Source organism: Psychrobacter sp. 4Dc, from assembly GCF_002836715.1.
Taxonomy (GTDB): domain Bacteria; phylum Pseudomonadota; class Gammaproteobacteria; order Pseudomonadales; family Moraxellaceae; genus Psychrobacter.
Genome location: NZ_PJAT01000101.1, coordinates 1 through 23,309, shown reverse-complemented (window position 1 = coordinate 23,309; position 23,309 = coordinate 1). Strand labels below are relative to the sequence as shown.

Below are 23,309 nucleotides of genomic sequence, written 5' to 3'. Positions count from 1 at the left end.
CATGCTTGTATCAAATCACAATACAACTGAGCAGACAGATTCTGCGCCATCGCCAGCTAGCAAACCTAGCTGGCGTTTTGGTGATTTGTCTGCTGCAGAGCTGATGCCGCAGCTACAGCGTCACTTGCTCGCTCAAGATATTAAAGCAAACTGGCAACTTGTTTGGCTTAATAACGATGGTCGACCAGTAATCGGCTTACTCCCAAAAGTCAGCTGGTCTGTATACCCCAATAATGAGCAGTCTTCTAGTGATTTACCCAATATTTATAAGGTGATTAAGAGTTGTCGCAATACTGACTTGAGTCGCGATACTAATGTAAATAGCGCTGATAATAGTTATGCTGGCACGACAGCTTATATGAGTTATCTAGAGTGGCAAGAAGAGCTAATCGCTTATAGCAATACTCAAAAAGCCAATCACGACACGTCATATATCAATAGCGAAGAAAGCTCGAAACCTAGTTATCATCATGGGCTAATCGGTTTTATTGGTTATGATATTGCAGCTCATGAGCTAAGTCCTGCCGATAGGATTGAATTGGCAATGCAGCCGTGTGCCTCGTTGGGACATTATGATATTTATCTAACACCTACGGCACATACTGATACAGGTTGGGCGTTAAAGACTCATCTAACTAACGATGACACTTCTGAGAGTATTGGTCATAAGACAAACGATAATTTTATAACGACTCTTACCTCTTACCTAGACGAACTGGATCGAAAACTGTCTGATAAATATCTCAATAAACCACAGTTTAAAGATGCATCAAGCATCACTCCCCTAGTTTTAAGTCCGCGATGGAGTAAGCTTGATTATCAACAAGCATTTAATCGCACACAAGACTATCTACAGCAAGGCGACTGCTATCAAATAAACCTGACACAGAAATGGTCTGGCAGTTTAGCGTGTAAAAATAACGATGTTCAATCAGCCTTTTCGCTTATTGACTATTTGCCTGCGCTATATCGCAATACAAAAGCGCCTTTTGCAGGATATGTGAGCGTTAAGGGCAATGATGGTGATTATCTAAATAGAAGCAACAGCTTTAACGCAGACAGCAATCATTTTGAATTGCTAAGCTGCTCACCTGAGTTGTTTTTTACATTCACTAGAGAAGACGATACTGGCAAACACTCTATTCGCACTAAGCCTATTAAGGGGACCATGCCGCGAGGTACGACTAACGAGCAAGATGATCTGTATAAGCAGCAACTGGTCAATAGCGAAAAAGACCGTGCTGAAAATGTCATGATTGTGGATTTATTGCGTAATGATTTAGGTAAATACGCCAAAATTGGTAGTGTGAAAGTACCACAGTTATTTGCAATTGAGAGCTTTAGCAATGTGCATCATATGGTCAGTACTATCACCGCTGAGCTAAAAGCTGATACTCATCCGTTAGCGGTATTATTTGGTAGTCTACCTGCAGGCTCTATCACTGGCACACCAAAAAAACGCGCTGTCGAGATCATCGCTGAACTGGAATCTACGCCACGCGGTGCTTATTGTGGCACTATGGGTTATATGAACTTTGATGGTAGTGGTCAATGGAACGTGCTCATTCGTACATTGCAAGCCAACGCTTTGTTGAATGATGACTGTAATAAAGAAAGACACGTTAACCTGTGGGCAGGTGGCGGTATTACGGTCGCGTCTGATTGTGATGCTGAATACCAAGAATGCTTAGATAAAGTAGGTAATTTATTATCAGTGCTGGCTCAAAAAACCTAAGATAGCGAACTCAAACATTATTACTAATTTGAAATTAAAAAGCCTGCCAACGTTACGTTAGCAGGCTTTATTTTTAAGACTTATCGATAGTGCTTTACGTGATGAGTAAAGAGACTTACCTATTCACATTCTACATTAAGCTATCAATCTAATATTATTCAGCAGCAACGCTAGCATCAACTTGCAAGGCTTTGAGAGCATCAGTCAAACGGTTGTTCTGCTCTGCCGTACCGATAGTAATACGCAAGTACTCTGCAATACGCGGCTTATCAAAATGGCGAACGATAATGCCTTGCTCGCGTAACACACTCGCGACAGCACTTGCATCGCCATCTTTTGGACGAGCAAATACGAAGTTGGCATGCGACGGTAGGACCTTATAGCCCAATGTAGTCAACTCTGCTGTCAGCGACATACGTAAATCAATGACTTGCTGACGGGTCTGCTCAAAGTAATCAGTGTCTAACACACTCGCAGTCGCCCCAGCTTGAGCCAACTTATCCAATGGATAGCTGTTAAAGCTATTTTTCATACGTGTTAGTGCTTCAATCAACGATGCATTACCAAAAGCCATACCAACGCGCAATCCAGCAAGCGAGCGTGATTTTGAAAAGGTTTGGGTCACGATGACGTTATCACATTCATTGATTAGGCTAACTGCTGAGACTGGAGCATCTGCATTGCTCTCGTCTATCTGAGCAAAATCGATATACGCTTCATCAATAACAATGACCGCATTAGAATGCTCACTTGCAAGTTTACGAATATCAGCAAGCGACAGCAGTAAGCCCGTTGGTGCATTAGGGTTGGCAATGATGATACCGCTACAAGGCTGACGATAAGCATCAGGGTCAATGCTAAAGTCTTCCTCTAGAGGAATCTGTACAAGCTCTACACCGAACGTCTGCGCATATACAGGATAGAAGCTATAACCAATATCAGGTGATAGTAGCGGACGCTCTTTTAAAAAGAAGCTAGCAAAGACTAAAGCCAAGACTTCATCTGAACCATTACCAACGAATACTTGATTGATATCAAGGTTGTATGACTGTGCTAATGCAGCACGTAGGTCATTAGATTCAGGAGCAGGATACAAACGTAACTCACCAGCTTGATGTTCCAAAACCTTAGCAATAGCCTCCCCTACTTTTGGCGAGGGTGGAAATGGGTTTTCATTGGTATTTAGTTTGCATAGATTGTCGTGTTGCGGCTGCTCACCTGGAACATAAGGTGACAAGTTGCGCGCTTTAGACGACCATAGTCTGGTGTCTATCTTTGACTCACTCATAAATTATCCTACTATTAGCCACAAAGACTATTAAAAATAAATATCAAAAGTAAAAGCTAAAAATTCAAAATCAATTACTGATAACGATAACGAGCTGAACGCGCATGGGCTTCTAAGTCCTCACGCTGCGCTAAAATATCAGCTGTCTCAGCCAAAGGTTTACTGCCGGATTCACTGCAATAAATGATGGATGATTTCTTTTGAAAATCGTAAACACCTAACGGCGAAGAAAAGCGCGCCGTGCCTGATGTTGGCAGTACATGATTTGGCCCTGCACAGTAATCCCCAATAGCTTCGGGCGTATGACGACCCATAAAAATAGCGCCGGCATGACGAATATCATTCAATAGTGCGTCAGGATTATCAACAGATAACTCTAAATGCTCAGGAGCAATACGATTGATAAGCGCCATACCTTCGCTACGATCTTTTACCAAAATCAGTGCACCGCGGTTCTGCAATGAGTCACGCGCGATATCTGCTTTTGGCAGTTCAGCCAGCGCTTTTTCTATCTCAAGTGCTACTTCGTTGAGCTGCTCTTCGCTAGTCGTCACAAAGATAGCTTGTGCAATACGGTCATGCTCAGCTTGTGACAATAGATCCATCGCTAGCCAGTTCGCTCTATCTTGTGCTTCGCCTTCTGCATATACCAATACTTCTGAAGGTCCAGCAATCATATCAATACCAACTTGACCAAATACCGCGCGTTTGGCTGCGGCGACATATTTGTTGCCTGGTCCTGTAATTTTGTCCACGGCTGGGATGGTTTCAGTGCCGTAAGCTAAAGCAGCTACAGCTTGAGCGCCACCAATAGTAAAGACGCGATCGACTTGGGCCAAATGAGCCGCTGCCAATACTAAAGGATTGAGCACGCCTTTAGGCGCTGGTACGACCATGATAACTTCAGTGACGCCAGCCACCTTAGCAGGAATGGCGTTCATCAATACTGAAGAAGGATAAGAAGCCAAACCGCCTGGCACATAAATTCCAACGCGATCAAGTGGCGTGACTTTTTGACCCAATCGGTTGCCTAACTCGTCCTCATACTGCCATGTTTCTTGTACTTGGCGCTCATGGAATGTCTGTACCCGAGTCGCTGCTGTAGTCAGAGCTGTCTTTACTTTTTCATCAAGATTGGCAAACGCTTCAGCAAGCGCTTCTTTAGACAGCTCTAACTCTTGCATCGACGTTGCTGGATGCTGGTCAAACTGCTGAGTCAATGCCAACACGACGTTATCACCATCAGCACGTACTTGGGCAATGATATCATCGACGGTATGCAGTAGTTCAGCATCATTGACTGTTTCAAAGGCAAGCAACTGTGTCAATTGACTATCAAAATCGGCATTTTGGGTACTTAACTGGCGCATGACCTAATCCTATATCTGAGTATAAAGTAGTGCTAAAAATGAACGGTTTGGAACTAAGTAAAGTAGGTTTATCTTTCAAAGTATTGCGACTTATTCGATGTCTTCTTGTCTGAATTTTATAGTGATTTTATATTTTCACAAGCTAAGACAACAAAACCAGTTTAGCACGCTACGTCACTCATAGCCTGCTAAACTGGTTTAAAAATTTGTATAACCATGCTTTATATTACCAATGACTTGCACCGGATAATTAGCTATTGGCGATACTATTTTTAAAGCTATCTAAGATTGGTTCTAGTAGTGCAAATTTGCGCTTATAGCTGACTTGATTGACGATCAGACGTGATGAAACATCGCAAATGTGATCGCGTGCTTCAAGTCCATTGGCGCGCAATGTGTTACCTGTGTCGACCACATCGACAATCAGATCACCCAAGCCGACCAATGGCGCAAGCTCCATCGAACCGTAAAGCTTGATGACATCAACCTGCTGACCTTGGCTCGCAAAATAAGCACGAGCGACATTGACATATTTGGTCGCGATACGCAGACGACGATTTGGCAGTGGTGCATCTTTCACACCCGCAGTCATCAGTTTGCACTGAGCAATCTGCAAATCGAGCAATTCATAAACATGATTGGCACCATGCTCAAGCAGCACATCTTTACCCGCCACCCCAAAGTCAGCAGCGCCATGTTCGACATAGGTCGGCACGTCGCTGGCACGCAAAATCAATACACGCACATTTGGATTTGAGGTTGGAAAAATAAGTTTACGTGACGCTTCAGGATCTTCTAAAAGATCAACGCCAGCTGCACGTAGCAGTGGCATGGTCTCTTCTAGAATACGGCCTTTTGATAAAGCCAAGGTTAGACCTGAAAACTCATCGTTTACTTCGTTTAATAAACCGCTGGCTGGTAAAGATTTGCTTGTCTCAGTCATAATGACATCGTGTCCATGTGCAGTCCCCTATTGAAAGGGGAGTTTTTAATTTATAACGTAATATGGGTAACAGTCGATATCGAGTCAATCAATATTAAGCGTTGGTATTAATACGCTCGATGTTCACGCCTAAGCTACGCAGCTTGTCTTCAACATGCTCATAACCACGGTCGATGTGGTAGATACGGTCAATTAAGCTCTCACCTTCAGCAGTCGCCGCTGCCATTACCAATGACATAGACGCACGTAAATCAGTGGCCATCACTGGTGCTGCGGTAAAGTTTTCGACACCTCGTACTACCGCAGTGTGACCATCAACCTGAATAGACGCGCCCAAACGATTGAGCTCTGGTACATGCATATAGCGGTTTTCGAAGATATTTTCGATAAAAGTACTTGTACCGTCAGCTAAGCAAGCAATCGCCATTAGCTGAGCTTGCATATCCGTTGGGAAACCAGGATGTGGCTGAGTACGGATATCAACCGCCTTTGGGCGGCCTTTCATTTGTGCGCGAATCCAATCATCGCCGCTCGTAATAGTTGCACCCATGTCTTCGAACTTCTCTAACACTGGCGTCAATAATAGAGCAGATGTTTTTTTGGTCAATACGTCGCCACGTGTCATCAAGGCACCAGCAAGGTATGAACCCGTTTCGATACGGTCAGGAACCACTGAGTATTCACAGCCGTGTAGACGCTCTACCCCTTCGATGGTCATCGTTGATGTACCGATACCGCTTATTTTGGCACCCATTGCAACCAACATATTGGCCAAATCAACCACTTCTGGCTCTAACGCACAGTTGCCTAAGACAGTTGTACCTTTGGCCAATGCTGCTGCCATGATGACGTTTTCGGTACCGCCAACGGTAATCATATCAAATGAGAAATTACAGCCTAATAGCTTGCCACCTTTTGGTGCTTGGGCTTTTACATAGCCATTTTCCACACTGATTTCGGCACCCATCGCTTCAAACGCTTTTAGATGCTGATCAACAGGACGTGAACCAATCGCGCAGCCACCTGGCAATGAAACTTCAGCTTCGCCAAAACGTGCCAATAATGGCCCTAGTACCAAGATTGACGCGCGCATGGTTTTTACCAAATCATACGGAGCGTAAAAGTTATCGATACTCTTGGTATCGCAAGTGACCGTATCATCTTGCTTTTGGATTTTGATACCCATGCCACCGATCAATTCAATCAACGTTCGCACGTCTTGTAGTGACGGCACGTTATGCAGTGTCGTTGGAGTCTCAGCCAATATCATAGCTGCGAGTAACGGCAAAGCGGCATTTTTGGCGCCTGAGATGGTGACTTCCCCTGCGATACGACTACTACCAGTGATTAAAAATTGATCCATAAAGGTGACAACCTAGCGATGAGTATAGAAAATTATGAAAACCAGAACTACAACTCTCAACCATGCATATGGCCGATTCAGTAATATCTAGTCATATAGACAGCTATTTGATTAGCCTTTTGATTGAACGTCCCACTCAGCAGGCGTCAGCGCTTGGATATTGAGTGCGTGAATATCGCCACTCGCAATCTTGTCATTAACTAACGCATATACTGCTTGCTGACGTTGAACCGCGCGTTTGCCTTCAAAGCTGGCATCGACCACGCGTACGTCAAACTTATTACCTTGGTTGGCAGCTTGAATAAAAGCGTCTGGGAAGTGAGTCTGTAAAAATGCGATCAAATCGTCAGCGTTCATGCTCATAGAATGGTCTGCCTTAAAGTTTAGAATAGGGTATAGATTTAAAGTGATGACATTATAACAAGAGTTTGCATATCTTACAGTACTGTCTTACTCAAGTGTGTTTAAGCATTAAGACAGTGCTATCAATTAAACGGTCAAAAGTCGTCGATATGCATAGTGATAAGCTATTTGAGCGTTTTATCCAAGTAGGTCAATACTTGTGCACGCACATCATTGACCCAGCGTAGCGGCGGTGCCATCGCGCCAATACTGGTTGCATGACTGGCTCCTTCGATTTCGCCCGTTTCAACGGTTACGCCTGCTTTTTTAAACGCTTCTGTCATTTTGATTGTATTAGTCACATGTACAATTTTGTCTTTTTCTGCGGTTAATAATAAATACGGTGGCTGCGCACCTTTAATCTGGCGATCTGGCATCACCTCATCAGGTGTGGCATTGGGGTCAAACGCTGTTGCACTACTGAACTTGCGGAAGTCATAGCTATAAGGACCTGCAATCCCGATAACGGCCGCAATATCTGTCGGCTTGATGCCATAAGGTGCCAAAAAGTCTTCATTAGCAACGGCTGCAACGGCATTAAACGCGCCAGCAGAGTGCCCTATCACTGCTAGGCGTGACGGATCAGCGTGAAGGCTGGTCGCATTCTCCACACTCCAAGCAATCGCTTGAGCCGCATCTTCGACATAATCAGGATAGACGTGCTCAGGCGCTTTACGGTAATTGATCACTGCAGTGACATAACCTGCTTTGGCTAAGCTCTGACCGACAAAGGCATATTGTTCTTTATTACCACTCTCCCATGAGCCACCATGGACAAATACCACCATAGGGTAGCTAGTATCAATAGCACTCTGAGATTTCATTGCTTGTGCTAAAGGTTTTGGATAATAGATATCTAGGTCTTGAGAAGGCTGATCACCGTATAAGATATCCTTACTTACCCCAACGCCACCACTAGAAGTAATCCCATTGACAATAGCCAGTGGTGATAATGCCTGTGCATTCTGCGTGGCTAGCGCGATACTGCCCAATGCCAATATTGCCGCACCACCAAATCTCAATGTGCGTGTTTTCTTATGAGCAGGTTTATTGTGTATGCCTATATTACCAATAACGCTTGTTTCTTCATTTGGTTGTATATTTGCCTGTGAATCCTTCATGACCAGTATCCTATTATATTTATTTATCAATCAGTAGTAACAGGCTAACAGCGATAATGGTTCATCCATTAGCCAATGAGGTGTTTGATATTAGTACCGTTGGCTAATGCACTGACTCTGCTACCTTTTGCTATTGACATAATACTCACTGGCCGAAGATTTCTCGTGCCTTTACTGTTATTACTATTTAGGCTTATTGTGATTAACGTCATTTATCGCTTGGCGAACTAAGGTTTTCTATTGATTCTGATAAAGGTCAATATAAGGGCTTGATGACGGCTGCGTAGTAGTGGCCTCTTCTTCCGTTATGACAATAGGCGTTGCTGTGCTGATAGTAGTATCTTGGGCAGCTGGCGCTACTGCAGGGTTGGCCAAATTATTCTCATACATGATGTCATCATTATTTATTTTCACCCCTCTATCGTCGACGACAGTTGTCAGCAATACCAACTCGGTGACCCCAACAGTGCCATTGGCGATATCAATCAGATGACTCTGCTGAGTGGGTGTCATACGACCCATAATGTAGACCACACCATTATTGGTAACGGCTTTGATTTGTGACGCACTCACACCATCGCTAGCGGCTATTTTGGCCAGTAGCTTTGAAGTGATATAGCCATCATGAACCGTTGAGCTATACCCTTTTGACGCACTCACTTCCATCTCATTATAAACACGGCGTACATCCGGCATAGAGCTAACGACTTTTTCTACTTCTGCTTTGAGCGTTTCAGTTGGCACTTCACCTGTGAGCAGCACTTCGCTATTGAAGCTATCGATACCCATACGGCTGGTTTGCTGCAAGTCTTCTTTTAGCCCGTACACATTGATTTTGGCAGTATGTTCAATACTACGATCGAGCAGACGCTGCGGAATCGTGCGCTCAGTCATTGGCACACCATAAGTCCCTTCTGTACTGTTGGTCAGATAGTTGGTGGCACAACCTGTACTGACAACACAGGCAGCAATCATAATGCCAGTCGTAATACGGCGTGATGAACCAAAAATAGCAGTGCGCAAATGCATCCGTGTCATTATTTACCTCTTAGAACATGGTTGTGACAATTTTATAAACTGAACAAATCTTAATCTAGGTCATATCTTCATTTTAAAGAAAACACGCTCTAGTAGTGATGAGCTAAACATAACGGTAAGCTAATACTGTATCTAATTTATAGGAACTTGACTATAACCGCTACTTTACTTAATTTTGGCCATCAGCGGTTAGCTTTTTAGTAACGAACCTTACTTGTCAGATATGGTTAGATGCTTCATTTGGCAGCATCTATCTTACTTATTCTATTACCAAGCACTGGCTATAAAAGCATTTTGAATCCATTCTGGTTGATTGTCTAATGGCTCATTTCTTGAATTTGACTCATTCATCGTGTTGTAAGCAATGACATCAAACCGGCAATCATAATGAGCATACTCAGGATACTGCTGCAAAAAGGACTGCGCTGTCTTAATAACTTTATGCTGTTTGCTGGCTGTCACGCTGAGCGCCGCATCGCCATAATTCGAGGAATTGCGCTGGCGAACTTCGATAAATACCAATGTTGACCATGCTGAACCTGTCTCAATCATGACCAGATCCAGCTCACCTATCTTTGGCTGTTGCCAATTTTGTACGACCAACCTCAACCCTTGCGCTTGTAAATACTCACATGCCTGCTGCTCAAACCGACTACCTTGGCGTTGTTTTGGTGAGGTTAAGATTAAAGGCTTATGGTTCGGCATAAGGTGGATTGGTCTGATTAACATTTGAGAATTATCATAGCACAACATGCTAAACTAGCCACTTCTGCGCGCTCTACTCTCAAAATCTATCGACTTCTTCACTCATTATTTGACTGAAAAACCATAGATAACGACTGTACATACTAGCGCACTATTATTTTTTCACGTCTTTTTAATGACCCGAGGTTTTCATGTCTACCCCTACTGCGATGCCAGCTTGTCTCTATATCGTTGCCACGCCAATTGGCAATATGTCCGACATGACTTCGCACGCAATTGATGTCTTAAAGCAGGTCGCCATTATTGCCTGCGAAGACACCCGTACCTCAGGTAAACTACTGTCACATTTTGGTATCGATACCAAAGGCAGTAAGGCTGACGAGACAAAAGACTCAGAGACTCGTCCTGCCAAAAGCAGTATCGAAAATGATGACACAACCGCCAAGCAAAAAGGTCACAATAAGCTATGGGCCTATCATGAACACAATAGCGCCATTCAAACGCCCAAAATTATCGAAATGATTGAACAAGGTCATTCGGTTGCCTTGATTAGTGATGCGGGTACACCTCTGGTCAGCGATCCAGGTTATCAATTGGTACAAGCCGCGCATGAAGCTGGCGTGACTGTATCACCTATCGTTGGGGCTTCTGCTGCAATTGGCGCATTGTCAGTAGCAGGGCTACCATCTGATCGATTTAGCTTTATTGGGTTCTTGCCAGCCAAAACACATGGTCGTCAAAAACAGCTGAGCGATCTAATCGCACGTACCGAAACTTTAATCTTTTACGAAGCGCCGCATCGCATCGTATCTAGCCTAGAAGACATGGCAACGATATTTGGTGCAGACCGTGCAGTGACTTTTTGCCGTGAATTGACCAAGACGTTTGAAACGGTACATAAGAGTACCCTTGGTGAGTTGGTTGAGTTTGTCAAAGCAGATGACAATCAGCAACGCGGCGAGATAGTCGTGGTCGTCGCTGGTATCGGTGTGGCAAAAGATACTGACGACATCAGCACTCATGATAAATTGCTACAGCGTTTGCTAGAGGACTTATCAGTCAAAAAAGCAGCCGCACTGGCCTCTGATATCACTGGTGTGAAGAAAAATGCACTTTATCAGCGTCTACTAGAGTTGCAAGCTGACTAGTTTTTAATAATAAAAAGATAACCATTTACAGATGAATTGAGGAGAGATAAGCAATGTACGATGTAATGGCAATAGGTAATGCGTTGGTTGATCACGAGTATGTGCTGTCAGATGCGGCATTAGAAGAGACCGAGCTGACCAAAGGTAATATGACGCTGGCAGAGTTTGAGGAGCAGCAGCAACTGCTGGCTTATTTTAAGCTGGCTGAGATTGAGCCATCAAAACAAGCAGGCGGCGGATCGGCAGCCAATACTATGTTTACCTTTGCAAGCTTAGGCGGTAAGCCTTTTTATGCTTGCCGCGTCGGTGATGATGATCAAGGGGCATTTTACCTCAGAGATTTGCACGAAGCAGGTGTCGCAACCTCAGACAAATCTATCCATGCAGGCGGCGTGACTGGCTCATGTGTGGTTGCCGTTACCGAAGATGGCGAGCGCACCATGCAAACCTATCTTGGCACCTCAAGTGAGATTGTCGCTGACAATGTTGATTTTGACGCGTTGACGCAAGCAGATTGGCTATATATAGAAGGCTATCTGGCGATGTCTGAGAGCATCCAACCAGCGATGACTCAATTACGTCAACAAGCCGGCATTCATAATGCAAAAATTGCGGTGAGCTTTGCTGACCCTGCGGTAGTAAAATTTGCCAAAGATGGCTTGCTTAATATGCTCGGCAACAAAGTCGCTGTGATATTCTGCAATAGCGAAGAAGCCAAGCTATTCACCGATAAAAAACAAGTCAAAGCAGCAGCGCGTGCCCTGCTTGAATATTGCCAAATTGCCGTCGTCACTGATGGTGCCAATGGTGCAGTAATCGCCCATCAGTCTAATGACGAGGCAGAAGTTGAAGTCTATGACGTTGCAACGCCAGCAGTGGCCAACGTCATCGATACCAACGGTGCAGGTGATAACTACGCTGGTGCTTTCTTATATGCATTATCGCAGCAGTATAGTCTGCCAGAATGCGGTCGTCTTGCCAGCGAAATATCAGCACAAGTTATTCAGCAGTTTGGACCGCGTCTTGCCTCGCAGGATTATCGAGATATCGCGCAGCGTGTACTGTCTGCTTAATCGTTAAACACATCTGTTGGACACAAAACAAAAAGCCCATATCAAATCGATATGGGCTTTTTTTATATCATTCAGACTTGTTCAAACAGTTTGCTCAATTTAATAAGCTCTTTGTATTAAGCAGTAGCTAATGCTTGCGCGAGATCGGCTTTGATATCTTCGATATGTTCAATGCCAATCGATAGTCGTACCATATCTGTACTCACGCCTGCATTTTCTAGCTCTTGCTCATTTAACTGACGATGGGTCGTCGTCGCTGGATGACAGGCTAGTGACTTTGCATCACCGATATTTACCAAACGAGTAATCAGTTGTAGCGCATCGATGAAGCGCGCACCTGCTTCTAGTCCGCCTTTTACACCAAAGGTCAAAATGGCAGAAGGCGTACCTTTCATGTATTTTTTGGCAAGCTCGTGCTCAGGATGGTCAGACAGACCTGCGTATTTCACCCAAGCAACTTTATCATGGTCACGCAGATATTCTGCAACGGCTTGTGCATTTTGCACGTGACGCTCCATACGTAGACTTAACGTTTCCATACCTTGCAAGATACCAAAGGCATTGAGCGGGCTAAGCGCTGCGCCAGTATTACGTAGTGGCGCAACGCGAGCACGAGCGATAAAGGCTGGCGCGCCTACGTCTTTAACGAAATTTACCCCATGATAGCTGTGATCTGGCGTATTCAACAGCGGGAAACGCTCAGGGTAATCGCCCCAAGCAAACTTGCCACTATCGACAATCGCACCACCGATTGACGTACCCGTTCCGCTCATATACTTGGTCAATGAGTGAATCACAATATCTGCACCGAACTCAAATGGACGGCATATCGCAGGCGTCGCCACCGTATTATCAATCACGACAGGTACACCATATTCATGAGCGACATCACTGAGCGCTTGAATATCCACGATATTACCGAGTGGGTTACCGATACTCTCTGCAAACACCATTTTAGTTTTGTCATCGATTAGATCACGAATGGCTTCTGGGTCTTTATGATCGAAGAAACGCACTTCGATACCTTGACGCGGCAATGCATGGGCAAACAAATTATAAGTACCGCCATACAAGGTCGACACAGCGACAATATTGTCGCCTGCTTCACAAATGGTCTGAATCGCATAAGTGATGGCAGCCATACCAGAAGCTACAGCAAGCGCACCGATACCGCCTTCTAACGCAGCCACACGCTCTTCTAGCACCGCGTTGGTCGGATTCATGATACGAGTATAGATGTTGCCTGCGACTTTTAAATCGAACAGATCTGCACCATGCTGAGTATTATCAAACGCATATGAACTGGTATGATAAATAGGCACGGCGACTGCTTTAGTCGTTGGCTCTACACTATAGCCGGCATGAATCGCTAAGGTCTCAAGACGTTGAGGGGTTTCTGGTTGGTGGGTTTCTGATTTTTGGACTGTTTGCTGGTCTGCTGATCCATCACTCATAGTACATTCCTTTATTTTGATAAAAGATGATTTGTTGACGACGTATCGCTCGAAAACCATCTTAAAAAGCTGTCTGCTAAATCATAGCAATAAAAAAAGCTGAGTTCATCATAACTCAGCTTTTTTATTAAAAGAATAGCAAAATACTCATCTCTTCATGACAAATATTCATAAGCAGCAAACCAAACAGGCATATCTATACTAGAGACGATGGCCACCTTTATAGCAGCCACTTTGCTTTTAACTGTTTTTTATTTTACTTATAGTAAGCATTCTCTGTACGAGTATGGTCAGTCTCGTCAACTACTTGGGTCAATTCTGGAATTTGCTGTTTCAACTGTACTTCAACGCCTTGACGTAGAGTCATATCAACCGCTGAACACCCTTGGCAACCACCGCCAAATTTCAATACAGCGGTTAGACCAATGCCTTCTTCATCAATCAGCTCAAGCAACTGTACGTCACCGCCATGTGCTGCCAAGCCAGGGTTAATCTCTGACTGCAATACATAGTTGATGCGCTCTTCGACACTGGCATCAGCGCCTACTTTAGGTACTTTAGAGTTTGGCGCGCGGAAAGTCAGCTGACCACCAAAACGGTCTTTATTATAATCGATGACCGCGTCTTCTAGATAAGGTACTGACGCCGCCTCAATAAAGGCAGAGAAGTTCTCATACGTAAAACGCAAGTCAGCGCTGTCTTCTTCGCCTGGCTGGTTATAAGCCATGCAGCACTCTGCACGCGGCGTACCAGGATGCTCAACGAAAATACGCACACCGATACCATCGGTATCTTGCTTAGATAACAAATCTGCCAAGTAGCCTTGAGCTGACTCAGTGATAGTGATGTTGCTTTTCGCTTCGACTTGCTCGGTATCTAGGGCTGATTCATAGCCAGCAGTTTGGTCTAGTTGGTTATCAGCTTGGTTTTGCTCACTCATAATGTTTCCTATGCGTTATGACACAAACGCTATATCTATTATGGCTACTGTGTCGTGAATTTGGATTTTTAAAATATTTACGATTTATATAAGGCATGCAGACTGGCAATGATTGGTATTTATTATTGTATGACATTGGTCGACATGAGTATAAAGTTTAATCGGTCTATAGCAGTCATTATACCTGAATCACACATCAATTCCGACCACGCTACTGTGAATTGAACTGAGGCTATTGTAAATGGTTGTCATTGGTTTTTTTAATGATGCTAACAGGTGGCAAAGCAACTTTATATTTAGACGAGAAACCACAAACACGCTAAATGACTGTGTTGGCTGCCAAGTTATTCTCTATATAAAGACAGCGGTACCATTTATCAAGCGCACTTAGCGTTTTCGATATGCCATACCGTTCACATCTAGTCCGAGCAAGTCATCTGGTTTTGACGTAGTATTGATAGTTTGAATGATTTTATGCATTAGAGTTATGAGCATGGTAGCTTTTAATTGCCTTGTATAAATATCAGCTTGTATAAAGATTACGTATTTTTTGGATAGGATCATTTTATGATGACACGGACGTTGCACCTAGTAACTACCAAGGACGATGAGCAAATTGCCGTTTGGAAAGTAGTTGATAATTCAGAAGAAGATACGATAGCTAACACATCAGAAAACAGCCTACCTAACATCACACCGCAAAACATATTTTTGACGCATGGTACGTTTTCTGACAAGCAAACTTGCCTCAAAATCGCCGAATACTTTGCAGGGCTTGGTCATCACTGCTACATCATGGAATGGCGTGGACATGGTGATAGCTCACTACCGAAAGAAAAGTTCAACTTTGAGACCGTCGCCACTTACGACTATGAGGCGACTTTTCGCTATTTCTTTGAAGAATTAAAGCTCAATAACCTGCACTGCGTTACTCATAGTGGTGGCGGTGTTGGCTTGACCATGTTTCTCGTCCAAAACCCAAGCTATATCGATAAGGTCAATAGCATCAGTATGTTTGCCTGCCAAGCTTTTGGGGCGGCGCAAGATTCGACCAGCTACGCGAAAATCCTTACAGCCAAGATAGTTACTCGATTGGTCGGCTTTATACCCGCTAAGCAGTTCAAGGTAGGCCCTTTTAACGAAAGCTACTATACGATGACCCAGTGGTACGATTGGAATTTGGGTAAAAACTTTAAAAGTAGCTTTTTGAACAAGGCTAATTTTGATAAAGGTAGAGCTAATATAGACGAAATGAACGAAAGCATTAACCAGCAGAAAAGTACTGGCGATGGTTTTGTTGACTATCGTCATCATATGCCACAGATTACCATTCCTGTTTATTCTATTAGCGCGAAAGGCGATACCTTCATTTCCCCTACTCGTGGCTGTCGTTTGTTTTTTGATAGCTTTGATAATTCAACCAATGTCTTTCGAGAGTATTCGATCAGTAACGGCGATTTAGATGATTATACGCACAGTCGCATTATGGTTAGCCGCAATGCTGCTACAGAGATTTGGCCAACAGTGACGGCATGGATAGAGAAGCATTCCCGTTAAAGCATATGTATCGATTGGACGGTTTCGATAATGACACACCCCTAAACATCTTTATACTTGTCAGAAAGTCATGGGCTGTGTCAGTATTAGCGTCATTAATTTTTAATCAATAAAAATAAGTCGTAGGAAGTTGGCGTCTATGAGTGAATTATCAGAGCAACAGTCAGATAAGCAAAACCTAGATCAAAAAAGCAGTAAGCACTATCGTTATCTGGTCTTTATTGGACGCTTTCAGCCGTTTCATGCTGGGCACAAAGCCGTCATCGATGAGGCACTAAAACGCTCAGACGAAGTGATTATGCTGATCGGCTCAGCCAACTTGCCACGTAGCTTACGCAATCCGTTTAGCGTCGCTGAGCGTGCCGCAATGATTAAAGGTGCCTACTCTGAAGAAGAAGCCGCACGCATTCACTGTGTTGGTCTAGACGATGCACTCTACAATGACACCCGCTGGCTACAGTATGTGCAGGCAGGTGTAAAATCTGTCACTGGCGACTTGCAGACAGATATTGGTTTGATTGGTCATTCAAAAGACAGCTCATCGTACTATCTGTCACTGTTCCCCAACTGGGACTCTGTGTCAGTGCCCAATTATCATAACTTATCAGCCACACCGATTCGCGACAGCTATCTGATGGGTGCTACACCGACACCTGAGCGTACGCCTGAGTCGACGCGCAACGTCCTCGATGCATTCAAAAAAACTGAAGACTATCATCAACTGCATGAAGAAGCAGACTTCATTGATAAATACAAAAGACAGTGGGAATCAGCACCATACCCGCCTACTTTTATGACAGCCGATGCATTGATTGTACAGTCGGGGCATATCCTACTGGTTGAGCGACGCAGTATGCCAGGGCGCGGACTATGGGCGCTACCTGGTGGATTTCTAAATCCAAAAGAGACGCTGTTTGATGCTTGTATCCGTGAACTACGCGAAGAGACTCGCCTCAAGGTGCCTGAGCCAGTATTGCGCGGCTCCTGCCATAGCCAACATACCTTTGACGATCCATATCGCTCAGCGCGTGGTCGCACCATTACTCAAGCGTTTTATTTTCAGCTCAAAAACGATCCAAAAGGTCTGCCAAAAGTAAAAGGTGGCGACGATGCGACCAAAGCATTTTGGTTACCCTTAGCTGAGCTCGATGCGAAGATGATGTTTGAAGATCACTATGCGATTATTACTAAAATGGTTGGCTTGTAGTTCATTTCTATTCGTTTTTTTAGCAGCTTTTTATAATAACTACTTGAGCAAATTATTATCAAAACCGCTATCCCTAAATATCGCACTAATAACTTGATACCAACGCCGATAGACGGCAATCAACCGCCGCCACTGTTCTTTTATTAAGACAGCTGCGGCATTTCAAAGCAGAGGAGTTCTGTGATGTATACCCGTAATCTAAACAACTTAATCTTAAATAGTGACAGCTATAAGACTTCACATTGGGTGCAATACCCGAGCGGTAGTGAGTATCTGTCAAGCTACATTGAGGCGCGCAAGGGCGACTACGATGTGGTTTTCTTTGGCTTGCAAGCCTTTATCAAAGAATATCTAAGCACGCCTATCACTCATCAAGATATCGATGAAGCCGAAAAGGTCATTCAGGCGCATGGCCTAACCTTCAATCGTGCTGGCTGGGAACATTTAATCGAAAAACACGACGGCTATTTGCCATTGCGTATCCAAGCCGTGCCCGAAGGCAGTATCGTGCCCGTGTCTAATGTAGTCTGCCAAGTAATCAATACCGATCCTGAGTTTTACTGGCTACCCAGCTATATCGAAACAGCGCTATTGCGTGCGATTTGGTATCCATCTACGGTCGCTAGTGTTTCTCACTATTGCAAAGACATTATCCGTCAAGCGTTAGAGAAATCAGCGGACAATACAGAGTCGCTGCCTTTTCGCTTGCATGACTTTGGCGCGCGCGGTGCATCGAGCCAAGAAACAGTTGCACTTGGTAGCTTAGCGCATTTGGTCAACTTTGCTGGTACTGACTCGATGACAGCGCTTATCGCTGCCAGTCGTTGGTATCAGATGGGCGACGATATGCCTGCATTTTCTATCCCAGCGGCCGAGCACAGTACGATGACAGCTTGGGGACGTGATGGCGAGACTGCTGCTTTTCACAATATGATTGAGCAGTTTGGCGGCGAAGACAAAGCCTTTTCGGTCGTTTCAGATAGTTATGATTTATGGAATGCCATCGACAATATCTGGGGTGACGCCTTAAAAGATGAAGTCAAAAATATGGGCGGCACCTTGGTTATTCGACCAGACAGCGGCGAACCTACCAAAGTCGTCCGCGAAGCGTTAGAGCGCTTGGCGGTGAAGTTTGGTACGACTGTAAATAGCAAGGGCTATAAAGTGCTGCCCGACTACGTACGCATCATCCAAGGTGATGGCATTAGCTCGCAAAGCTTAAGTAAAATTATTGATGTGGTAATCAAAGCAGGCTTTAGCATAGAAAACGTGACGTTTGGTATGGGCGGTGGTCTATTGCAGCAAGTCAACCGCGACACCATGAGTTGGGCGATGAAATCTAGCGCTATCTGTATCGATGGCGCGTGGAAAGATATTTATAAAGATCCTGTCACCAGCCGCTCAAAACGCTCAAAAAAAGGACGATTGGCACTGGTAAAAGACAACAGCGGCCAGTTAACAACCATAAAAGAAAATGAGATGAGCGACCCAACTGACAACCTATTACGTGATGTCTACGTCGATGGTAAATTGTTAATTGAAGACAGTCTTACGACTATTAGGGAACGTGCAGGATGGTAGATACTAGTAAACTAACATCGGTCGCAAAGGACGTTTTACTTGCCCCTGTCTACCTCTATCAAGGTCGCAAAATCAAGCGTGATACGGTTCGCTTGCCTGAACCACATGGTGAAAGGCACGGCGTAATTGAGCTGCCTCAAGCGAATGATGAAGTATCAACGCGAGACGCTAAGACATTTAACCTCATGGTCGTCGGTGATTCGGCAGCAGCAGGTGTGGGTAGCCAAACGCAACAAGAAGCGTTGGTCGGTAAGCTCATCCCGATACTGGAACAAAACGAAACTATCCAAGCAAACTTTGCTCGACTCAATTGGTCATTGCAAGCGACAACAGGTCATACCAGCTTTGATATTCTACGCAGGTTATATGTCCTACCGGCTCCTGAGCAGTCTATTGATGTGATGTTGCTAAGCGTAGGGGTCAATGACACGACGTCCAATGTCTCTGTGCATAAGTGGCAACAGCAAATTGAAGACATTATCAATATCGCACAGCGTAAATTTGGCGTACGAGAATTGGTTTTTTTAAGTTTGCCGCCGATGGCGCAAATGCCTGCAATCCCTGCCCCGCTCAATAACTTTGTGGGTGCAAAAGCATCGGTACTGGATGAGATATTACAGCAGGTTTGTGCGGCTCATGCTGGTGTTACGTATATGGCAACCGACTTTACACGGATGCTAGAAGAGCATGCAAATGGCTCGGCTATCGATATCAATGTGATGTTTGCCAGTGATGGATTTCATCCTAGCAGTCTGATGTACGGCTATTGGGCGCAGCAGATCGTAGAGACTATTATTCAGTTACTAGATTCTATTCAGATATTGGACTTATCTACTACTGAGTTTGAGCGCTAAATAGCCTGTTAGCTCTATTTTTAGATCATAAAAAATAAAACACAATAAAAAACCGCTGAATAATCAGCGGTTTTTTATTGCTTAGCGAAATATATTTACACCAATAAGTGTAAATTATTCAGCAGCGTCTGCAGCTTTCTTGCTACGGCCACCAAATGCGCCAAAGCGTTTGTTGAAGCTTGCAACACGACCTTCAGTAGAAGTTTTACGTTGCTCACCAGTATAGAACGGATGCGACGCACTTGAGATATCAAGTGGGTAGTATGGGTATTCTTTACCTTCGTATTCACGAGTCGCTTTAGTCTTAGCAGTTGAGCGAGTCAAAAAGAACACGTCAGCGTTAGTGTCGTGGAATAAAACTTCTTGGTAATTAGGATGGATATCTTTACGCATAATATACTCTCTAGGTCCGATGTATGTACAAAGTCTAAATACAGCATCAGCGATGATGTATCAAACAAATAATGACATACGTAACTGAGGCACTAAGGACATTACAAGTATGGCAACTGCGTCACTGGCTTATTCCAGCACCCAACACCACCCTTCTGTTCGCTTAGCCTTTCCCCAGCGGGAAAATTAAACCGCGATTTTAACGGTTTTTGAGTCTAGACGCAAGCAGCAGTTGTGATAGAGATATGTGATAAGTTGTCAATGATAAAGTAATGGTATTGAGATAAGCGATGTAATTCAGTACAATAATTTGGTTAGTAAAATTAATCTATGGTATAAATTACTGTAGTTAACCTAAACAAATATACTGCGTATGAATCATTTATATTTAGTATATTAAACGGTACAGCTACGCGATATTGATCAGTTTTACAGGAAGTATCGCTTTACTTATTTATAGACAAACATAGATTTATAATCAAGCATGGAAAACCAATACTCAATAAGGACTATTCAATGATAAACATGACAATGAAGACCACTGCTAAAGCGCTATTCATCAGCTCAGCACTTGCTATCACTACTATGGCAAGTGCGGCACTACCAACTCAGTGGGAGTTAGATGATTCACATACTCGCGTCGGATTTTCTGTGAGCCATATGGGATTCTCAACCACAATGGGTCATTTTAGTGATGTTGAGGGCGTGGTGAATTATGATATGAAAGCACCAAACCAAACCAGCATGGAATTTACTATAGCCACCGACAGCATCGATACCAATTGGGATGCTCGTGATAAACATCTAAAAACTGATGAATTTTTCAATGTCGAAAAGTACCCAACCATGACTTTTAAATCGACCCAAGTTAAATTTATCAACCCACAGCAAGCTAAAGTAACCGGTGACTTTACCTTACTCGGTCAGACCAAGCCACTGACATTGGATGTTACATTAAATAAAATCGATAACAGCCCACTGACTAAAGAGCCCGTTGCTGGTTTCCGTGCTACTGGTACGATCGATCGTGCCGCTTATGGTATGACCGCTTATGCTAGCGGTATTACGACCAACGTCCCTATCCAAATCGACGGTGAGCTAGTAGAAAAGAAATAACACTAAGTTTATAGCTCTCTAATAGCTTTCGACAAAAACGAGAAAAGCAGCCTACCCTCATTTATAGAGGCAGGCTGCTTTTTTATTTCCTATAGATTCTTCTACGCTCTAATCATATATATTCACTATTTTACATAAAAGGTTTTTATATACTTGAAGGCTTCATACTTTGTTGTTATATTCATATATACGGATTTACGAATATATAACGCAACACTGAGGGAGCAGCAACGTGGATACAGTACAAGTTGATTACATAGCGATAGATGCTGAGTGGGATAAGAAGGTATCAAATCATCATTTTGATATATACCACTTATCTGGTTGGATTGCGGCCTCAGCTGTCATCGACAAGGGCAAGCCTCAAGGCATCATCGCTCACTATAAGAACAAAGAAGTATTGTTACCCATTATAATTAGAGACATTGACTCAGAGCATTGGGATGCTACTTCCACTTATGGTTACGGTGGCCCGTTGATGGACAAAACCCTCACTGATGCCGAGTTAGACATCGTACTAGATGAGATAAGGGCTTTTCTTTGCGAGAGAGGCTGCGTGTCTTTGTTTATGCGGTTGCATCCGATTATTAATAAAGAATGGATACCCACAGTTGGCAAAGCACTGACTCACGGGCTGACCTTGATGTCTGATTTAAGTAAGTCAGAAGAAGAGCATTGGAGCGAGACACAAAATCGACATCGCCGCGGTATCAAAAAAGCCATGAAAATGGATGTTGTGACAAAAACAGAGTTCTTGACCCGACAGAACGCCATGGTGTTTTCAGACATTTATAAAGAGACAATGCGACACGTCAAGGCTAGTGATTATTACTTCTTTGATGATGATTATTTCTTTAATTTGCTTGAAAACCTTCAAGAAAAAATACTGTTAATAACTGCCTATCAAGACGATAAAGCGATTGGGTCTTCTATATATACGCTCTGCCAAGAGTCTGGCATTATGCAGTTCCACCTTGGTGGCACGCTGAACGCCTATACGCACCTACAACCTTCTAAACTTATCACTCATGTCGCTCGTAATTGGGGACGAGAGAACCATTATGAAGTACTACATCTTGGTGGCGGCGTTGGCTCCAATTTAGATTCTTTATATGAGTATAAAAAAGGCTTTAGTTCGCAAGAGTTACTATTTAAGACTTATAGACTCGTCGTTAACGTAGCAAAATATACAGAGTTAGTAGCTGATATCTGGTTCACGGAAAATGATCTGCTTTCAGACTTTTTTCCTTTATATAGAAAAGAGCCTAGCAAAGAAGAAGTGCTAGAGACCATTCAGATTGAGCCTTTAGCAAATGTGACATAATATAAATTACATCTAATACTAGCGAATATACGTGCGCTGATGTTGATTACAGTAGAGAGTAACACCGAGCAAATAAAAAGCAGCCTATCCTCAATTATAGAGGCAGGCTGCTTTTTTTGTCTTAACGTTTCCGAGTTAGTTTATATCTAACACCTGTTATTTACTTGGGATAACGTGCCAAACGCCAAGTTTATCATCACCGTCTTTGTCACCAACTTTTGTGTCATTAGCATAGAAGTATAAAGGCTTACCGTTCATTGCCCACTGATATTTGCCATCTTCACGCTTAAATGCAGCGAACTGACCTGAGGCTTTAGCATCGCTAGGCGCTTTGAAAATTGGCCACACAACTTGGCAAGCTGCACCGCAATCTGACTTATTCATAGAGTCTTTATCAAACGTATACAACGTCATATGGTTGGTAGCATCCACCAACACCCCATTCTTGCTAGTGACTGGTGCTGTATTATTGCTCGTTGCCTGTACTTCATGCGTACCTGACATATCATTACCGACTACGTTTTTTAAGGTAGTACAGCCAGTTAGTGCCAATACACCTGTTAGTGCCGATAACATCATTATATTTTTCATCATAACTTCCTTGTAATTTTAGTCGTATTTTTTATAGCGATAAGCTTGTTGTCGTTTACTTTATCGACTGTCCCTTTTGTTAATTTTGACATTTGTAATTTTGAAC

General features: G+C 43.6%; 21 protein-coding genes. 9 read left to right on the top strand and 12 right to left on the bottom strand.

Annotation, left to right across the window (positions count from 1 at the left end):
• Nucleotide 1: 1 nt before the first annotated feature.
• Complete coding sequence (locus tag CXF61_RS08590; RefSeq protein WP_165597912.1) at nucleotides 2-1,735, top strand: anthranilate synthase component I family protein; 1,734 nt, start codon at nucleotides 2-4, stop codon at nucleotides 1,733-1,735.
• Between the two features lie 154 nt (nucleotides 1,736-1,889).
• On the opposite strand, the gene hisC is transcribed toward CXF61_RS08590, so the two are convergent.
• The 8 genes from hisC to CXF61_RS08550 all read right to left on the bottom strand — a co-directional run bounded on the left by hisC (nucleotide 1,890) and on the right by CXF61_RS08550 (nucleotide 10,013).
• On the bottom strand, nucleotides 1,890-3,023 hold the full coding sequence (hisC, locus tag CXF61_RS08585) for a histidinol-phosphate transaminase (RefSeq protein ID WP_165597911.1): 1,134 nt from the start codon (nucleotides 3,021-3,023) through the stop codon (nucleotides 1,890-1,892).
• Between the two features lie 74 nt (nucleotides 3,024-3,097).
• Nucleotides 3,098-4,393, bottom strand: a complete 1,296-nt coding sequence (hisD, locus tag CXF61_RS08580) for a histidinol dehydrogenase (protein WP_165597910.1) — start codon at nucleotides 4,391-4,393, stop codon at nucleotides 3,098-3,100.
• 250 nt (nucleotides 4,394-4,643) lie between these two features.
• Nucleotides 4,644-5,336 (bottom strand): ATP phosphoribosyltransferase, encoded by a 693-nt coding sequence (gene hisG, locus CXF61_RS08575; RefSeq protein ID WP_101205353.1) that lies wholly within the window; start codon nucleotides 5,334-5,336, stop codon nucleotides 4,644-4,646.
• 94 nt (nucleotides 5,337-5,430) lie between these two features.
• Nucleotides 5,431-6,699, bottom strand: a complete 1,269-nt coding sequence (gene murA, locus CXF61_RS08570; protein ID WP_114701832.1) for a UDP-N-acetylglucosamine 1-carboxyvinyltransferase — start codon at nucleotides 6,697-6,699, stop codon at nucleotides 5,431-5,433.
• A 111-nt stretch (nucleotides 6,700-6,810) separates the two neighbouring features.
• A complete protein-coding gene (locus tag CXF61_RS08565) occupies nucleotides 6,811-7,062 on the bottom strand; it encodes a BolA family protein (RefSeq protein WP_102091608.1) in 252 nt (83 codons plus the stop codon).
• 164 nt (nucleotides 7,063-7,226) lie between these two features.
• Nucleotides 7,227-8,222: an alpha/beta hydrolase gene (locus tag CXF61_RS08560; RefSeq protein WP_165597909.1), complete on the bottom strand. Its 996-nt coding sequence runs from the start codon at nucleotides 8,220-8,222 to the stop codon at nucleotides 7,227-7,229.
• Nucleotides 8,223-8,459: 237 nt separating this feature from the next.
• Nucleotides 8,460-9,260, bottom strand: coding sequence for a BON domain-containing protein (locus tag CXF61_RS08555; protein WP_165597908.1), 801 nt, complete (start codon nucleotides 9,258-9,260; stop codon nucleotides 8,460-8,462).
• Between the two features lie 267 nt (nucleotides 9,261-9,527).
• Nucleotides 9,528-10,013, bottom strand: coding sequence for a YraN family protein (locus CXF61_RS08550; RefSeq protein ID WP_165597907.1), 486 nt, complete (start codon nucleotides 10,011-10,013; stop codon nucleotides 9,528-9,530).
• A 143-nt stretch (nucleotides 10,014-10,156) separates the two neighbouring features.
• On the opposite strand from CXF61_RS08550, the gene rsmI reads away from it, so the two are divergent.
• Together rsmI and CXF61_RS08540 are read left to right on the top strand one after the other, a co-directional pair.
• Nucleotides 10,157-11,113 carry a 16S rRNA (cytidine(1402)-2'-O)-methyltransferase gene (rsmI, locus tag CXF61_RS08545; protein ID WP_165597906.1) on the top strand — a complete coding sequence of 319 codons (957 nt, stop codon included), beginning with the start codon at nucleotides 10,157-10,159 and terminating at the stop codon, nucleotides 11,111-11,113.
• Nucleotides 11,114-11,166: 53 nt separating this feature from the next.
• Entirely contained in the window at nucleotides 11,167-12,186 is a 1,020-nt protein-coding gene (locus CXF61_RS08540) for an adenosine kinase (protein WP_165597905.1), read from the top strand.
• Between the two features lie 116 nt (nucleotides 12,187-12,302).
• Here the strand turns inward: CXF61_RS08540 and CXF61_RS08535 are convergent, their stop codons facing one another.
• Both CXF61_RS08535 and nfuA read right to left on the bottom strand, forming a co-directional pair.
• Entirely contained in the window at nucleotides 12,303-13,640 is a 1,338-nt protein-coding gene (locus CXF61_RS08535) for an O-acetylhomoserine aminocarboxypropyltransferase/cysteine synthase family protein (protein WP_227526639.1), read from the bottom strand.
• Between the two features lie 256 nt (nucleotides 13,641-13,896).
• Entirely contained in the window at nucleotides 13,897-14,580 is a 684-nt protein-coding gene (gene nfuA, locus CXF61_RS08530) for a Fe-S biogenesis protein NfuA (RefSeq protein WP_057761762.1), read from the bottom strand.
• 567 nt (nucleotides 14,581-15,147) lie between these two features.
• On the opposite strand from nfuA, the gene CXF61_RS08525 reads away from it, so the two are divergent.
• The 4 genes from CXF61_RS08525 (at nucleotide 15,148) to CXF61_RS08510 (ending at nucleotide 19,779) form a co-directional block, all read left to right on the top strand.
• Nucleotides 15,148-16,137: an alpha/beta fold hydrolase gene (locus CXF61_RS08525; RefSeq protein WP_165597904.1), complete on the top strand. Its 990-nt coding sequence runs from the start codon at nucleotides 15,148-15,150 to the stop codon at nucleotides 16,135-16,137.
• Between the two features lie 139 nt (nucleotides 16,138-16,276).
• Nucleotides 16,277-17,344, top strand: a complete 1,068-nt coding sequence (locus CXF61_RS08520) for a bifunctional nicotinamide-nucleotide adenylyltransferase/Nudix hydroxylase (RefSeq protein WP_165597903.1) — start codon at nucleotides 16,277-16,279, stop codon at nucleotides 17,342-17,344.
• Nucleotides 17,345-17,527: 183 nt separating this feature from the next.
• Nucleotides 17,528-18,925, top strand: coding sequence for a nicotinate phosphoribosyltransferase (locus tag CXF61_RS08515; protein ID WP_165597902.1), 1,398 nt, complete (start codon nucleotides 17,528-17,530; stop codon nucleotides 18,923-18,925).
• On the top strand, nucleotides 18,919-19,779 hold the full coding sequence (locus tag CXF61_RS08510) for an SGNH/GDSL hydrolase family protein (RefSeq protein ID WP_165597901.1): 861 nt from the start codon (nucleotides 18,919-18,921) through the stop codon (nucleotides 19,777-19,779). Before CXF61_RS08515 ends, CXF61_RS08510 begins: the two co-directional genes overlap by 7 nt.
• A gap of 114 nt (nucleotides 19,780-19,893) precedes the next feature.
• Here CXF61_RS08510 and CXF61_RS08505 read toward each other — a convergent pair whose 3' ends face one another.
• A complete protein-coding gene (locus CXF61_RS08505) occupies nucleotides 19,894-20,172 on the bottom strand; it encodes a type B 50S ribosomal protein L31 (RefSeq protein ID WP_057761772.1) in 279 nt (92 codons plus the stop codon).
• Nucleotides 20,173-20,688: 516 nt separating this feature from the next.
• Here CXF61_RS08505 and CXF61_RS08500 point away from each other — a divergent pair.
• On the top strand, nucleotides 20,689-21,288 hold the full coding sequence (locus CXF61_RS08500) for a YceI family protein (protein ID WP_165597900.1): 600 nt from the start codon (nucleotides 20,689-20,691) through the stop codon (nucleotides 21,286-21,288).
• A gap of 232 nt (nucleotides 21,289-21,520) precedes the next feature.
• The gene (locus tag CXF61_RS08495; RefSeq protein ID WP_165597899.1) at nucleotides 21,521-22,612 is read left to right on the top strand and encodes a GNAT family N-acetyltransferase; all 1,092 of its coding nucleotides are present in this window, start codon (nucleotides 21,521-21,523) and stop codon (nucleotides 22,610-22,612) included.
• A gap of 156 nt (nucleotides 22,613-22,768) precedes the next feature.
• Here the strand turns inward: CXF61_RS08495 and CXF61_RS08490 are convergent, their stop codons facing one another.
• A complete protein-coding gene (locus tag CXF61_RS08490) occupies nucleotides 22,769-23,206 on the bottom strand; it encodes a hypothetical protein (RefSeq protein WP_227526638.1) in 438 nt (145 codons plus the stop codon).
• Nucleotides 23,207-23,309: the final 103 nt, after the last annotated feature.